Here is a 15,541-nt window from a genome sequence, read left to right on the forward strand (position 1 = left end):
CCCTCCTTATTCGGCGAAGATGATATCAACTTTAGAATGAGGAGGGGAGTCTGATGAAGCCAGGTACACTTCGTCAAATTCTTTTAATTACGGATGGTTGCTCGAATCAAGGAGAAGATCCAATTGCGATGGCAGCCCTTGCCAAGGAGCAGGGAATCTCGGTCAATGTAATTGGTGTAATGGATAATGACGTCATAGATGATAATGGAATGCAGGAAATTGAAGGGATTGCTCTATCGGGGGGTGGAGTGAGTCAGATTGTATATGCAGAAACGCTTTCACAAACGGTACAGATGGTCACGCGTAAAGCCATGACACAGACCTTACAGGGAGTAGTGAATAAAGAGTTGAAACAAATTCTCGGGAAATCCGCATCCATGGAAGAGCTTCCTCCCGAACAGCGTGGAGAGGTCATGGAAGTAGTGGATGAACTGGGTGAGTCCGTCGATATGGAGGTGTTGATTCTTGTCGATACGTCTGCAAGTATGAAGCACAAGCTTCCGACGGTCAAAGAAGCCTTGCTGGATCTGTCATTAAGCTTAAACGCGAGGATGGGTGATAACAAGTTTTCTGTGTTTGTATTTCCCGGGAAACGACAAGATGTCGAAAAATTGCTGGATTGGACACCAAGGCTCGAAACACTGACGAGTATTTTCTCTAAATTGTCTCCAGGCGGTATTACTCCAACCGGGCCGGCGATTTCAGAGGCCATCACACACTTTAAGAAAAAACGTTCATTAAGGGGATTGCTCTCTCGTGGCGATGATGAACAATACTTCGAAGAAACCATTTAGTTTCCCCCCTGGAACAGTTATAAGAGGCAAGTGGTATAAACATATTTATACGATTGTAAAAGAATTGGGGTATGGGGCAAACGGGATTGTATTCCTTGTGCAGGGGTCCTCAGGATACCAGGCGTTAAAAATGAGTGACAGCAATGTATCGATCACATCTGAAGTCAATGTACTAAAAGCTTTCTCCAAGGTCCAAGGTTCCCCCCTTGGGCCCAAGCTTCTTGATGTGGACGATTGGGAGGTAAGGGGTCAAAAAATCCATTTCTACGTGATGGAATATATACAGGGAACCGATCTCCTGTCGTTTGTTCAATCGAAGGGATTCTCCTGGACAGGTGTCCTCGTTGCTCAGCTCCTGACCGACCTGGAGCGGATTCATAAGGAAGGCTGGGTCTTTGGGGATCTAAAGCCTGAAAACTTAATTGTGACAGGTCCTCCATACAGAATTCGCTGTATTGACGTTGGGGGGACGACCATTAATGGCCGGGCGATCAAGGAGTTTACGGAGTTTTTTGATAGAGGGTATTGGATTGGGGGATCAAGGAGGGCGGAACCTTCCTATGATCTTTTCTCAGTAGGGATGATTCTTATCAATTTGGCCTATCCAACGCGTTTCACTAAGACCGGGGAAGGGAATATAAAACAACTGAGGCAGGCCGTGGATTCCAAGGACCAGCTGAAAAAATTCGCAGGGACGATCCTGGAGGCCCTCGATGGCAAATTTCAAACCGCCAGTGATATGAGAGAGAGTCTTTTACATGGACTCTCACATGCCCGAACGGTGCAACAGCCTAAACCGAGACCTATTGCCCAAAGAACCGTTCCGCAGAGCTCTACTGTACGAACATCCTCCCCCCACCCAAGCAGATATCAAAATCAGCGGAATAAAAATTCAAGTCACTTTCTGGAGACTGTGCTTGTCGTGATCATTGTATCTCTCCTGTACGTTTTGTATATTTATGGAGAATTGCTGTAGCGTAACGGTGTGAGAAACCAGTAGAAATTGATACAATGGGGAAAATGGTTTTAGAAAGAGGAAGCACAATGTTAGAGCATACGACAAAACGATTCATTCAAGATCACCGGCTCATTCAAAAGGGCGATCGCATTCTGGTAGCAGTATCAGGCGGCCCTGATTCCCTCGCGTTGCTGCACTTTCTTGACTCGAACAAAGGAGAGTTAGGGGTGGAAGTGGCCGCGGCCCATCTGGATCATATGTTCAGGGGGGACGAATCCTTTCAGGAGCTTCAGTTCGTCCGGGATTTCTGTCATCAGCAGAATATCCCCTTTTACGGAGAAAGAGTGGATGTTTCGAAGGAAATCGAAGCCGTAAATGGAAGCATGCAGGATATGGCCCGAAAAATTCGTTATGGGTTTCTGGAGGAAGTCATGAGAGAGGTGTCAGCCACCAAGCTTGCCTTGGGTCATCACGGGGATGATCAAGTCGAAACCATCCTGATGAAATTGACAAGAGGGGCATCGGGGGCGAGTAGAGCCGGCATTCCCCTGAAACGATCATTTGCTGACGGGGACATTATCCGGCCGTTCCTGACTGTGACTAAAGTGGAGATCGAGAACTATTGTGAAAGGCATGATCTGGAGCCGCGAAGAGATCCCAGTAACCAGAAGGAAGTCTATACAAGGAATCGGTTTAGAAAGAGGATCCTTCCATTCTTAAAACAGGAAAACCCTCATGTCCATCTTCAATTTCAACGGTTTAGTGAAGAATTGACAGAAGATGAGGCATATTTAGAGGAATTAACAAAGGAAAAGTTGAATAAGGTATGGAATAACACTGGGGAGCACTCCTCCATACATATCGATGGTTTTCTTGCAATGGCTCAGCCTTTACAAAGAAGAGGGATTAATCTAATATTAAACTATCTTTACAAACTAAGACCATCTTCCTTATCGTCTATACATATTTACGATGTACTGAGTATTTTAAAAGGAAAAGCGCCGAATGCCAGCATAGACTTACCACAGGGGCTTAAGGTAACACGTGCGTATCATACATGCTATTTTCACTTTGGAGAATTAGCCTTGACCGAGATTCCATATTGTTATGAGCTGCAGGTTGATAAGGGGCTGGACATTCAAGGTGAATATCAGTTTTATCTCTATTCTTCCCCGCACACCCCGGACTGTACCGGTGATGTGATCTATCTTGATCCAAGCGCTGTGTCCCTCCCTCTTTACGTGCGAACGAGAAGAAAAGAGGATAGAATGAAAGTGAAGGGGATGGAAGGCTCCAAGAAGCTGAAAACCCTCTTTATCGATCATAAACTTCCCGCTCACCTTCGTGAGGAGTGGCCGGTTGTAGTGGATGCTGAACAACATATACTCTGGGTTCCGGGAATGAAGAAGTCTATTTACGATTTGGGAGAAGAGCAGGAAAATAGTTTAGTACTACAATTTACAAGCAATCATCTTCTAGGAGGCAGTTGAACATTGTTAAACCAAGATATTGAGAAAGTGTTAATTTCAGAAGAAGAACTTCAAGAAAAGATTAAAGCGTTAGGCGCACAATTAACAGAGGAATATCAAGACCGTTTTCCTTTGGCGATTGGCGTTTTAAAAGGTGCGATGCCCTTCATGGCTGACCTTTGCAAGCGCATGGATACTCATATGGAAATGGATTTCATGGATGTATCCAGCTACGGGAACTCTACTGTCTCTTCAGGAGAAGTAAAGATTGTGAAAGATTTAGATACAAAGGTAGAAGGCCGGGATATTCTCATCATTGAAGATATCATCGACAGCGGATTGACATTAAGCTATCTGGTGGAGCTTTTCCGCTATCGTAAGGCGAAATCCATCAGCATTGTGACGCTGCTTGACAAACCAACCGGTCGTAAAGCAGATATCAAAGCGGACTACGTGGGCTTCATTGTTCCTGACGAGTTCGTGGTCGGATATGGTCTCGATTACGCTGAAAGATATCGTAATCTGCCGTATATCGGTGTTTTAAAACCAAGAGTGTATACAACGGGAGAATAAGTATATTCTAAAGAGGAATCTTGTAAGTGCAATTTGTTGTAATGCCATGATTTTCTATGATACTATTTTACTTAGTTTGTTTACCCGTGGGAGGAGGTAAGGGATGAACCGGATCTTTCGAAACACCATATTCTATTTACTAGTCTTTTTAGTGATCATAGGTGTGGTGAGTTATTTCAGTAACAACAACGAGCCAACCAAAAATATCGAGTACAGTACATTTATTAATAACCTTGAAGACGGAGATGTTTCTTCTTTTTCAATTCAGCCTGGCAGAGGTGTTTATGAAGTAAAAGGACAAATGGAAGGGGCTAAAGAAGGAGAGTACTTCTTGACCTATGTCCTTACCACAGATGGAAAGCTGATGGATAAGATTAATGCTGCGGCATCGGAGCAAGGCATCGATGTGGAAGTATTACAGGCCAAGGAAACAAGCGGCTGGGTATCTTTCTTCACAACCATCATTCCGTTTGTCATCATCTTCATTCTGTTCTTCTTCTTACTTAACCAAGCTCAAGGCGGCGGAAGCCGTGTCATGAACTTTGGTAAGAGTAAGGCAAAGCTTTACAGTGAAGAGAAGAAGAAAGTCCGCTTTAAAGATGTAGCGGGCGCAGATGAAGAAAAGCAGGAGCTTGTAGAGGTAGTGGAATTCTTAAAGGATCCACGCAAGTTCTCTGAAGTGGGCGCCCGCATTCCGAAGGGTGTCCTGCTAGTGGGACCTCCTGGTACAGGTAAAACCCTGCTTGCACGAGCGGTAGCTGGAGAAGCGGGAGTTCCATTCTTCTCAATCAGTGGTTCCGACTTCGTTGAAATGTTTGTCGGTGTCGGTGCATCTCGTGTACGTGATTTATTCGAAAACGCGAAGAAGAACGCGCCTTGTATCATCTTCATTGATGAAATTGATGCAGTCGGTCGTCAACGTGGAGCAGGCTTGGGCGGAGGTCACGATGAGCGTGAGCAAACCCTGAACCAGTTACTTGTCGAGATGGATGGTTTCGGAGCGAACGAAGGAATCATCATCGTCGCTGCAACGAACAGACCTGACATTCTGGATCCGGCATTATTACGTCCGGGACGTTTTGACCGTCAAATCACAGTAGATCGTCCAGACTTAAAAGGCCGTGAAGCTGTCCTTAAAGTACATTCTCATAACAAACCGCTTGATGATTCAGTCGATCTAAAAGCGATTGCTATGAGAACACCAGGTTTCTCCGGAGCCGATTTGGAAAACCTTCTGAACGAAGCGGCACTTGTGGCAGCCCGTGAAGATAAGAAGAAAATTGATATGCGCGATATCGACGAAGCAACGGACCGTGTCATTGCAGGTCCTGCCAAGAAGAGCAAAGTCATATCTGAAAAAGAACGTAAAATCGTGGCATTCCATGAAGCGGGTCACACCGTGATTGGATTAGTCCTTGATGAAGCTGACATGGTACATAAGGTGACCATCGTTCCTCGTGGGCAGGCTGGCGGCTATGCTGTCATGCTTCCTAAGGAAGACCGTTACTTTATGACGAAGCCTGAGCTTCTTGATAAGATTACCGGTTTACTTGGGGGTCGAGTAGCAGAGGAAATCATCTTCGGTGATGTATCCACTGGTGCGCACAATGACTTCCAACGTGCAACTGGAATCGCCCGTAAAATGGTCACTGAATATGGTATGAGTGATAAGCTTGGACCACTTCAGTTCGGTCAATCCCAAGGTGGTCAAGTGTTCCTTGGACGCGACATCAATAGTGAACAAAACTATTCAGATGCCATCGCGTATGAAATTGACTTAGAAATGCAGCGTCTTATTAAAGAAAGCTATGAGAGAGCGAAGCGAATTCTTACTGAAAATCGTGACAAGCTTGAACTCATTGCCAAAACTTTATTAGATATAGAAACATTAGACGCAGCGCAAATCAAGTCTCTGATGGATCACGGCAAATTGCCTGAACGCACATATGAATCCGATCAGGAAAACAGTGACGTGAAGGTGAACATCCAAAAGAAGAATGAAGACACTGCGATTGTAGAAGACACGACTTCAAAAGAAGACGACACTAATTCTGATCGCACATAATAATGAAGGATGCATCCATTTATGGGTGCATCCTTTTTTTGATTGCTGAACCTTATACTTGTCACGTCCGGGTAGAGCACCTGGGCTTTTATTCTCCTCCAGCTTAGGCATGATAAATTAAAGTCATATGCAAAATAGTCCTAAAAGGCAAGTAAATGACGGTGCTTAATAACGTTAAATATTTACAACCAATTGATTTCTGAAATTAAAACCCGACCATATCCAAAAAAGGGGCTTCTTTTGTTTATCAATAATTAGGAAGTCATAATGTAGAAGCACAGAGTGGATTGTAGCGGAAGGCACTTGACTCCAGCGGGAAAAAGAGGAATGGTCGAGACCCCACAGGGCGAAGCTCGAGGAGGCTCGACTTCCTCCCCGTGGAAAGCAAGTGCCTGGAGCGAAAAGGAACGGTCAAAGTTTTCGCACTGTCACTTATGGTAAATGGATTTTTTGGAAGCTATGCATAACGAATGGACCTAACCAAGCTGGTTGCGGTTTTATACCTATTTAAAATAAATTATGGTATGATGTTGGCAGTGTGAAAACAATTGGCTTAGTAGGTGAGGATATTGATTTTTGTAATGGATGTAGGGAATACCAATATTGTGTTTGGTGTATATGAAAATGACCATTTAAAATATCATTGGAGAGCTGAAACGAATCGACATAAAACCGAAGATGAGTTTGGCATGCTTGTAAAGAATCTATTTGAGCATGTGAATTTGACGTTTGAGGAAATTGACGGGATCATCATTTCTTCCGTTGTCCCTCCGATCATGTTCAGTTTGGAACGCATGTGTGAGAAGTATTTTCATATTACTCCACTTGTCGTGGGACCCGGGATTAAGACAGGCTTAAACATCAAGTATGAAAATCCCAGGGAAGTCGGAGCGGATCGAATCGTCAACGCAGTCGCTGGCATTCACGAATACGGCGGCCCGCTCATCATCGTTGACTTCGGAACAGCGACGACGTATTGCTATATCAATGAAGAACGACAATATATGGGTGGTGCGATTGCCCCGGGAATAGGTATATCAACGGAGGCCCTGTACTCGAAGGCGGCCAAACTGCCAAGGATTGAAATCGCCCGTCCGGAACAGATCATCGGAAAGAATACGGTGACAGCTATGCAGGCGGGTATTCTTTATGGATATGTTGGACAAGTCGAAGGTATCGTTCAAAGAATGAAAGCACAAAGTAAGAAAGAGCCAACGGTCATTGCCACTGGAGGATTAGCCACGCTGATTTCGAAAGAATCCAATAGCATTGACGTAGTAGATCCATTCCTGACGTTAAAAGGACTTAAACTAATCTACAAGAGAAATGTGAATTAAAGAGAAAGGGGCTATAACCATGAGTGACTATTTAGTAAAGGCGTTAGCTTATGATGGACAAGTGCGTGCTTATGCTGTCAAAAGTACGGATACAGTAGGGGAAGCGCAAAGAAGACATGGTACATGGCCGACTGCATCAGCAGCACTTGGTCGAAGCATCAGTGCCGGTGTGATGATGGGGGCTATGCTCAAAGGTGAAAATAAATTAACGATCAAAGTAGAAGGCGGCGGTCCGATCGGAGCGATCCTTGTGGACAGCAATGCAAAAGGTGAAGTCAGAGGATACGTGACCAACCCCCATGTCCACTTTGATTTGAATGAGCACGGAAAACTTGATGTCCGCCGTGCGGTCGGGACGGAAGGTACGTTATCGATTGTAAAGGATATCGGTATGAGAGATCATTTCTCCGGTCAGGTTCCCATTGTGTCAGGAGAACTTGGGGAAGATTTCACCTATTATTTTGTCACATCAGAACAAGTGCCTTCTTCTGTAGGGGTCGGAGTGTTGGTCAATCCAGACAACTCGATTCTTGCTGCAGGAGGATTCATCCTCCAGCTTATGCCGGGTACGGAGGATGAGACGATTACAAAGATTGAGGAACGTCTGGCGAAAATCCCTCCAATCTCTAAATTGATTGAAAAAGGTCTTAGTCCTGAAGAGGTATTGGAAGAAGTACTTGGAAAAGGGGAAGTCAAAGTACTTGAAACACTTCCAGTGGCATTTAAATGCCAATGCAATAAAGAGCGTTTCTCGAATGCCATCATCAGCTTAGGGGAACAGGAAATTCAAGAGATGATCGATGAAGATGGAAGTGCGGAAGCAAGTTGTCACTTCTGTAATGAAACCTATATATTTTCTAAAGAAGAATTAGAAGAATTGAAATCAAGCGCTAAGGAATAAATTACATCCAGGGAGAATGGGAGAAATGAGAATTAAACGGTCTGTCCTCATGGTGGTCATCGGGGTACTGCTTGTTACGAATCTGATCACGCTTGTGTGGAACTGGTCCTCAGGGAAAGTCGGTACTCCGGAAGTAGTGGCATCGGTTGGCGGAGAATCCGTGACCCGGGAGGATTGGTTATACGCATTGGAACAGCAACATGGAAAAGAAGAGCTGAGGGCTATGATCAATCAAAAAGTGATCGACCACTTAGCGAAGAAATACGATATTTCTGTTTCAAATAAAGAAGTAGAACAGGAATACTATCTTATTCAATCCGTTTATAATGCCTATGACGAAGAAAACCTTGAAGATGAAGATACGCTGAAAGAGCAGATCGAATCGGAATTATTATTAGAGGAACTCATCACGAAGGATGTCCAGGTTCCTGAAAAAGAGATGAAAAAATTCTACACACAAAATGAGGATCAGTATTCCATCCCTAAAATGTATAAGCTGAAGCAGTTGAAGGTAGCGGATCAAACAGAGGCGGAGCAGGTTCTGAAGGAACTCGATGGGGGATCTAACTTTGAAGCATTGGCCATGGAACGCTCTACCGATGAGCAAAGCGCACATTTAGGGGGGGACATTGGGTATGTTCCCATTGATGGGGATATTCTTTCTCCGGAAGCGAAGTCGGAGGTAGAACCGTTATCACAGGGTGAATGGACATCACCGATTCGACAGGATTCAGAATATGTGATTTATTACGTTGACGGTATCCTGAAGGAGAGAGATTTTTCTTTTAAGGAAGTAAAACCACAAATTCGCAGACAGATTGCTTTAGAACAAGTCCAAACACCACTAAAGCCTGAATCCTTTTGGGATGAAGTGAACGTCGAGTGGTTTTATGGCAAACAGGAGTAATGAAGGAGCTGGCTTCGGTCAGCTCCTTTTACATAGTTCGAACCCTTTCAACGAAACATAGGATAAGTGTAAGGTGCATATAAATGTAGGTGAGTGAGCAGGGTGTGCAATCGCGGCGTCTGCCCGTGGAGCAGTGCCCGGGAAAGAAAAGCAATATCGTTGACAAATATATTGAATATTGTTACATTTTATTAAAACCAACAAATTTACTTGGAATTAGGAGTGATGAATGAATGGTGAGAGTAGCCAATTCAATTTCAGAATTAATAGGTCAGACTCCAGTGGTAAAACTGAATCGATTAGTGGATGAGAATAGTGCGGATGTATATTTGAAATTAGAATACATGAATCCGGGCAGTTCCGTGAAAGATCGGATCGCCCTGGCTATGATTGAAGCAGGGGAAGCTGCAGGTACAATCAAACCTGGAGATACAATTGTTGAGCCGACAAGCGGCAACACAGGTATCGGCCTTGCCATGGTCGCTGCCGCTAAAGGATACCGTTCTTTGCTCGTCATGCCGGACACGATGAGTACAGAAAGGCACAACCTGTTACGAGCATATGGTGCTGAATTGGTGCTGACACCGGGTTCTGAAGGAATGAATGGCGCCATTCGCAAAGCGGAAGAGCTGTCGAAAGAAAAAGGCTTCTTCATGCCGCAGCAATTCAAAAATGAAGCTAATCCCAAGGTTCATCGTGAAACGACCGGACCGGAAATCGTTGAACAGATGGGTGATCAGCTTGATGCCTTCATCGCGGGTATCGGTACAGGCGGAACCATTACAGGCGTTGGTGAAGTGTTGAAAAAGCATTATCCATCGGTTGAACTATACGCAGTCGAGCCGTCGGATTCCCCCGTTTTATCAGGTGGAAAGCCGGGCCCTCATAAAATTCAGGGAATAGGAGCCGGATTCATCCCTGAGGTTTTAAATACAAATGTATATGACCATGTCATACAGGTCGATAATGATTCAGCTTTTGAGTATGCAAGAAGAGCAGCAAAAGAAGAAGGAATCCTAGGCGGAATTTCCTCCGGGGCAGCCATCTATTCAGCCCTTGAAGTAGCGAAGAAGTTAGGGAAGGGCAAAAAAGTGCTTGCCATCCTCCCTAGTAACGGGGAACGCTATTTAAGCACCCCACTTTACCAATTTGATGAAGAATAGAATGTGAATGCCGGATCCTGAAGTGCACATTGCTTCGGGATCCGTTTTTTAAATGTTTGAAACCTCTTTAGCCCGCACATGACTTCACTTTTTTAACGATGAAACCTTCTCGAAGTTCATGTATTATGAAAGGAGATAAACATTAGGAGTGTGAGGGGTCCGTGCAGCACCTGTACTTTCATAAAAACCATACAACCAAAGAACAATTCTTCGCAGCATACGAACTGCTTAGTCAGCATCAAACACATCATATTTTGTTAGAAAGTGGACGGGGTGGACGATATAGTGTGGCTGGACTGCACCCTGACGTCATTTTACAAAGTATTCCGGAAGGTTTGAGAATACAAGACTCAACTGGAGCTGAAGTGATACATGGAGATCCGTTGATTCAATTGGAAAAATGGATGGCCCCCCATCGAACGGATAGAAGAGAGGATCTCCCTGACTTCCAGGGGGGAGTAATCGGTTTTCTTAGTTATGACTATGCAAGAAAGATCGAGAAACTCCCTTCGCTTGGGCGTGATGATCTGGAAATCCCCGACCTTTATTTTTACTATCTGAAAGAGTGGGCGGTCTTCGATCATCAGGAGAATTGTTTATGGACGATGATTTTATCCGATCAAGAGACGGGATCGGCAGAAGAGAAGCTTTCACAGTGGACTTCCTCCTGGGATAATGCCCTGTCATCCATGAATGAAACGAAGAGCACCCCTCTGCATCAAGGCAGGGCGGATATAGAGGTGTCCATGGATGAGGATGAGTTTTCAGAAGCAGTGAAAAGAATTCAATCTTATATCTCACAAGGGGATGTCTTTCAGGTGAATTTATCTGTCCGGCAGTCTCAACAGTTGAGAACAGGGCCATATGCGGTTTATAAAAAGCTTCGGGAATTAAATCCCTCTCCTTATATGAGTTATATCCACAGCCCGGATTTCCAGATTGTTTCCGGATCACCTGAGCTGCTTGTGAAGAAGAAAGGAACGGAAGTAAGCACGAGGCCGATTGCAGGCACCCGGTCCCGTGGGAAGGATGCAGATGAGGATGAGAGACTTGCCCTGGAACTGATCCATAATGAAAAAGAGAGAGCCGAGCATGTGATGCTTGTGGATCTGGAACGGAATGACTTGGGGAAGGTATGCCAGTACGGGACAGTCGAAGTCAACGAGTTCATGGTGATCGAAAAATATTCCCACGTCATGCACATCGTATCCAATGTCAGGGGGAAACTGGATGAAACCAAAACGGGGGCGGACGTCATTCGATCTGTTTTTCCTGGGGGAACGATTACCGGTGCGCCTAAAGTGAGGACGATGGAGATCATCGAAGAGCTTGAACCGGTCAGGCGGGGGATTTACACAGGCTCCATTGGCTGGATTGGCCTCAATGGCGATATGGAATTGAACATCGTCATACGGACGATGTTTGTGAAAGAAGGAAAAGGTCACATTCAAGCAGGTGCGGGAGTGGTGATTGATTCCAACCCAACGTACGAATACAAGGAATCTCTGAAGAAAGCAAAAGCCCTCTGGGTCGCGAAGGCAATGGCGGAAGGAGAAAATCTATGATTCTCATGATTGATAACTATGATTCATTTACCTATAATCTTGTGCAGTTTTTAGGGGAGCTTGGAGAAGAGCTGATCGTGAAGCGAAACGATGAGATCACCCTCGATGAAATTGAAGCTTTGTCCCCGGATTATTTGATGATTTCTCCGGGTCCTTGCAGCCCGAACGAAGCGGGTGTAAGTCTTGAGGCGATCCGAACATTTGCCGGAAAGATTCCGATCTTCGGCGTTTGTCTCGGACATCAGTCAATCGCCCAGGTTTTCGGAGGAGACGTCATTCGTGCCGAACGGTTAATGCACGGAAAGGTCTCCCCGATGATCCATGATGGGAAAACCGTGTTTGAAGGGATGCCGAATCCATTCAATGCAACGAGGTATCATTCCCTGATCGTGAAACGGGAGACCCTTCCGGATTGCTTCGATATTTCAGCGGAGACATCACAGGGAGAAATCATGGCGATCAGACATAAATACCTTCCTGTGGAGGGAGTACAGTTCCACCCTGAATCCATCATGACGGAGCAAGGGAAGCGGCTGCTCCTTAACTTTCTGGCCACGTATAAAAAAGTCGGGGTGGCCTGACCCATGTATCTATATTTAAACGGGGATATCGTACATCAGTCAGAAGCGGCCATTTCTCCATTCGATCACGGCTACTTGTACGGCATGGGAGTATTTGAAACCTTTCGAACCTATGACGGTCATCCCTTTTTGCTGAAGGATCATCTGAACAGACTTTCCCAGGGGTTAAAGGAATTGAATATAGAAGCCGACCTGGATGAGGGAACGATCAGATGGACCATCTCGGAGCTGTTAAAGAAAAACGACCTTACGGATGCGTATTGTCGGTTCAACGTGTCGGGTGGGCCTGGAGAGATCGGCTTGAAGACAACTCCTTATGAGGAGGCAACCGTCATTCTTTTTCAAAAGGAATTACCACCTTCTGTCCCCTTAAAGGAAAAAGAAGGTGTGTTCCTAAAGCTTAGGAGAAACACTCCGGAAACGGGAGAACGTCTCAAATCCCATCATTACCTGAATAATATGGCGGCAAAAAGGGAAATCGGAGCAACCGTGGATAAAGAAGGAATCTTTCTGACAAAAGAAGGGTTCCTCTGTGAAGGGATCACCTCCAACCTCTTCTGGGTAAAGGACGGAGAATTATATACGCCGTCGGTGGAAGCCGGATTGTTAAACGGAATCACCAGGCAGTTCATCCTGGCACTTGCCGATCGATTAAATATACCGGTACAGGTCGGGATGTTTGAAAAAAGGGAAATACTTGAAGCGGATGAGGCGTTTTTCACGAATTCCGTTCAAGAGATCATACCGGTAAACAAAATGGATTCTATACGATTACCGGGACTACACGGAAAGTTCGTTGGGCTGCTTCATGAGCAGTACACGAAATATACACGACACTTGAATTCAATACAGGAAATGAAGCGAGGGGGATAACGCAGTGAAGTGCGGAAAATATGAACTTGATTTTATAGGGAAGACCCTTATCATGGGGATACTGAATATCACTCCCGATTCATTCTCGGACGGCGGGTCTTTCAATGAGTTAGACCGGGCTGTGGAACGGGCAAAAGAAATGGTGGAGATGGGTGCAGACATCATTGATATAGGTGGTGAGTCGACCCGGCCAGGCCACGAGGTCGTCCCCGCCGAAGAAGAGATTTCTCGGGTTGTGCCTATTATAGAAGCGATCTCCCGGGAAGTGAACGTACCAATCTCCATTGACACGTATAAGGCTGCCACGGCAAGAAAAGCGCTTGAAGCAGGCGCAAGTATCATTAATGATGTATGGGGTGCGAAAAAGGACCTTGACATGGCAAGGGTAGCGGCGGATACCGGTGCCCCGATCATTCTCATGCATAACCGGGATAATCGGGAATACAGCCACTTCGTACGGGATGCGATTCAAGATTTGCAGGAGAGTATCTTCATCGCTAAGGGGTCGGGTGTAAAAGATGAACAGGTCATCCTCGATCCTGGCATTGGTTTTGCCAAAACAGTACAATTGAACATAGAAATGATGAGGCATCTGGATGCTATCGTCTCCCTTGGCTATCCTGTCCTGCTCGGAACGTCACGGAAATCCATCATCGGACATGTCCTTGATCTCCCTGTTGAGGAGAGGATGGAGGGGACGGGGGCTACCGTTTGCTACGGTATTCAAAAAGGCTGCCACATCGTACGTGTTCATGATGTAAAGGAAATGGCACGCATGGCAAAAATGATGGATGTCCTCGTTGGAAAGGAGAAAAGATATGGATAAGATTCGATTGAACGAAATGGAGTTTTACGGCTATCACGGTGTATTCCAGGAGGAGAACAAACTTGGACAACGTTTTCGTGTTAGTGTAGAGTTGCATTTAGATTTAAGAAAGTCCGGTCAAAGCGATCAGCTTGAAGACTCCGTAAACTATGCGGAGATCTATTCCATCACTAAAAGTGTTGTGGAGGGAGAGCCCAGGAATCTGGTCGAAGCTGTGGCTGAAGACATCTCTTCCCGGATCCTGGAAACATTCACCGCTGTCAAGAGCTGTAAAATCACACTAATCAAGCCTGATCCACCCATTCCTGGTCATTACCGATCGGTGGCGGTGGAGATTAATAGGAGTCGATAGGATGAATACTGCATATATTTCCCTTGGTTCCAATATGGGAGACAGGGCGGGTTATTTAGAAAAAGCCATAAACATCTTAGGCAGTCATGGTAAGATAGAGGTAACGAAACGATCCTCTCTGTATGAAACAGACCCGGTAGGATTTACAGAACAAGATCAATTTTTGAACATGGTCATCGAAATTCATACCAGTTTATGTCCAGAAACTCTATTACATCAGTGCTTGCAGGTGGAAATCGATCTTGGAAGGGAAAGGGAGTTCAAATGGGGTCCGAGGATAATCGACCTCGATATCTTACTCTTTAATCACGAAACGATCGAAGCAGAGAATCTTCTCATCCCTCATCCAAGAATGCAAGAAAGAGCATTTGTATTAATCCCGTTATTAGAGGTGGCTCCAAGTATTGAGCATCCGTCTTTTAATGCCCCGTTGGCTGAATTTCTGGACGAAATACCTGACAAAGAAGGAGTTCGGTTATGGAAACAGATAAATGGGGAAGACGCATTCGTGCATTCAGAAAGCTAAAAGGATATACTCAGGAAAGTTTGGCTAAGGAACTTTCCATCTCCGTTTCGGTCCTCGGGGAAGTGGAAAGAGGGAGTCGGATACCGAAAGAGGATTTCTTGGTGAACGTTGCAGAAGTACTGAACATTCCCCTTAACGATCTGATCCCTCGAGAAGAACCTGACCGTAGTGAGTAAAAGCCGCTTGATTCACCTGTATTCCTTTTTATGTTATTCTAGATAAGGCTGTAACCAATATGTGACACTGTCACCCAATTGGATCGGCCTTTTTTAGATTTTTTAATAGGTTTTCGGGCACCCCGACGTACGTTTCTGAAATTACTCATACTTTAGGGGTGTTACAAACATAGATATTGTGTAAAATAGTATGGTATATAACCGTATTAGTCTACTAAAGCAAGCAGATAGAATAGGAGTGAAATACATGAGTCACGAAGAAATCAATGACCAGCTTCGCGTCAGACGCGAAAAGATGGAAGCCATCCGTGAAAGAGGACAGGATCCATTCGGTAAACGATATGATCGTACACACAGTTCATCGGATATCAAATCTCAATTCGATGAGTTTTCTAAAGAGGAACTGGAAGAGAAAGATATCACTGTCACGATCGCAGGTCGTATCATGACGAAGCGTGGAAAAGGAAAAGCGGGA

General features: G+C 45.1%; 17 protein-coding genes (1 of these 17 running past the window's edge). All 17 read left to right on the forward strand.

Annotated features, from left to right (window positions below):
• Positions 1 to 53 precede the first annotated feature (53 nt).
• Positions 54 to 794 carry a VWA domain-containing protein gene (locus AC0VXY_RS00420; RefSeq protein ID WP_060674201.1) on the forward strand — a complete coding sequence of 247 codons (741 nt, stop codon included), beginning with the start codon at positions 54 to 56 and terminating at the stop codon, positions 792 to 794.
• Positions 763 to 1,770 (forward strand): protein kinase domain-containing protein, encoded by a 1,008-nt coding sequence (locus tag AC0VXY_RS00425; RefSeq protein WP_475526593.1) that lies wholly within the window; start codon positions 763 to 765, stop codon positions 1,768 to 1,770. The genes AC0VXY_RS00420 and AC0VXY_RS00425 overlap by 32 nt, the downstream gene beginning before the upstream one ends.
• Positions 1,771 to 1,838: 68 nt before the next feature.
• Entirely contained in the window at positions 1,839 to 3,242 is a 1,404-nt protein-coding gene (gene tilS / locus AC0VXY_RS00430; RefSeq protein ID WP_475526594.1) for a tRNA lysidine(34) synthetase TilS, read from the forward strand.
• 3 nt (positions 3,243 to 3,245) lie between these two features.
• A complete protein-coding gene (hpt, locus tag AC0VXY_RS00435) occupies positions 3,246 to 3,794 on the forward strand; it encodes a hypoxanthine phosphoribosyltransferase (RefSeq protein ID WP_034762998.1) in 549 nt (182 codons plus the stop codon).
• Positions 3,795 to 3,897: 103 nt separating this feature from the next.
• Positions 3,898 to 5,859, forward strand: a complete 1,962-nt coding sequence (ftsH, locus tag AC0VXY_RS00440) for an ATP-dependent zinc metalloprotease FtsH (protein ID WP_475526595.1) — start codon at positions 3,898 to 3,900, stop codon at positions 5,857 to 5,859.
• 569 nt (positions 5,860 to 6,428) lie between these two features.
• Positions 6,429 to 7,196 carry a type III pantothenate kinase gene (locus tag AC0VXY_RS00445; RefSeq protein ID WP_435994275.1) on the forward strand — a complete coding sequence of 256 codons (768 nt, stop codon included), beginning with the start codon at positions 6,429 to 6,431 and terminating at the stop codon, positions 7,194 to 7,196.
• 19 nt (positions 7,197 to 7,215) lie between these two features.
• The gene (hslO, locus tag AC0VXY_RS00450) at positions 7,216 to 8,097 is read left to right on the forward strand and encodes an Hsp33 family molecular chaperone HslO (protein WP_435994274.1); all 882 of its coding nucleotides are present in this window, start codon (positions 7,216 to 7,218) and stop codon (positions 8,095 to 8,097) included.
• 25 nt (positions 8,098 to 8,122) lie between these two features.
• Positions 8,123 to 9,004: a peptidyl-prolyl cis-trans isomerase gene (locus AC0VXY_RS00455; RefSeq protein ID WP_475526596.1), complete on the forward strand. Its 882-nt coding sequence runs from the start codon at positions 8,123 to 8,125 to the stop codon at positions 9,002 to 9,004.
• A gap of 233 nt (positions 9,005 to 9,237) precedes the next feature.
• Positions 9,238 to 10,167, forward strand: a complete 930-nt coding sequence (gene cysK, locus AC0VXY_RS00460) for a cysteine synthase A (RefSeq protein ID WP_475526597.1) — start codon at positions 9,238 to 9,240, stop codon at positions 10,165 to 10,167.
• Between the two features lie 161 nt (positions 10,168 to 10,328).
• Positions 10,329 to 11,732 carry an aminodeoxychorismate synthase, component I gene (gene pabB, locus AC0VXY_RS00465; RefSeq protein ID WP_475526598.1) on the forward strand — a complete coding sequence of 468 codons (1,404 nt, stop codon included), beginning with the start codon at positions 10,329 to 10,331 and terminating at the stop codon, positions 11,730 to 11,732.
• On the forward strand, positions 11,729 to 12,313 hold the full coding sequence (pabA, locus tag AC0VXY_RS00470; protein ID WP_475526599.1) for an aminodeoxychorismate/anthranilate synthase component II: 585 nt from the start codon (positions 11,729 to 11,731) through the stop codon (positions 12,311 to 12,313). The genes pabB and pabA overlap by 4 nt, the downstream gene beginning before the upstream one ends.
• 3 nt (positions 12,314 to 12,316) lie before the next feature.
• The gene (gene pabC / locus AC0VXY_RS00475) at positions 12,317 to 13,186 is read left to right on the forward strand and encodes an aminodeoxychorismate lyase (protein WP_475526600.1); all 870 of its coding nucleotides are present in this window, start codon (positions 12,317 to 12,319) and stop codon (positions 13,184 to 13,186) included.
• Positions 13,187 to 13,238: 52 nt separating this feature from the next.
• On the forward strand, positions 13,239 to 14,012 hold the full coding sequence (gene folP / locus AC0VXY_RS00480; RefSeq protein WP_475527781.1) for a dihydropteroate synthase: 774 nt from the start codon (positions 13,239 to 13,241) through the stop codon (positions 14,010 to 14,012).
• A complete protein-coding gene (folB, locus tag AC0VXY_RS00485) occupies positions 14,005 to 14,364 on the forward strand; it encodes a dihydroneopterin aldolase (protein WP_475526601.1) in 360 nt (119 codons plus the stop codon). Before folP ends, folB begins: the two co-directional genes overlap by 8 nt.
• Before the next feature lies 1 nt (position 14,365).
• Positions 14,366 to 14,890, forward strand: a complete 525-nt coding sequence (gene folK, locus AC0VXY_RS00490; RefSeq protein WP_475526602.1) for a 2-amino-4-hydroxy-6-hydroxymethyldihydropteridine diphosphokinase — start codon at positions 14,366 to 14,368, stop codon at positions 14,888 to 14,890.
• Positions 14,842 to 15,066: a helix-turn-helix domain-containing protein gene (locus AC0VXY_RS00495; protein ID WP_475526603.1), complete on the forward strand. Its 225-nt coding sequence runs from the start codon at positions 14,842 to 14,844 to the stop codon at positions 15,064 to 15,066. Before folK ends, AC0VXY_RS00495 begins: the two co-directional genes overlap by 49 nt.
• Positions 15,067 to 15,304: 238 nt before the next feature.
• Positions 15,305 to 15,541, forward strand: partial view of a lysine--tRNA ligase gene (lysS, locus tag AC0VXY_RS00500; RefSeq protein ID WP_475527782.1) — the start only. The gene runs 1,260 nt beyond the window's last position; the window shows 237 of its 1,497 coding nt (coding positions 1–237); it begins with the start codon at positions 15,305 to 15,307; its stop codon lies beyond the right edge, outside the window.

It is taken from the genome of Rossellomorea sp. QJM3NY_18 (assembly GCF_056173145.1).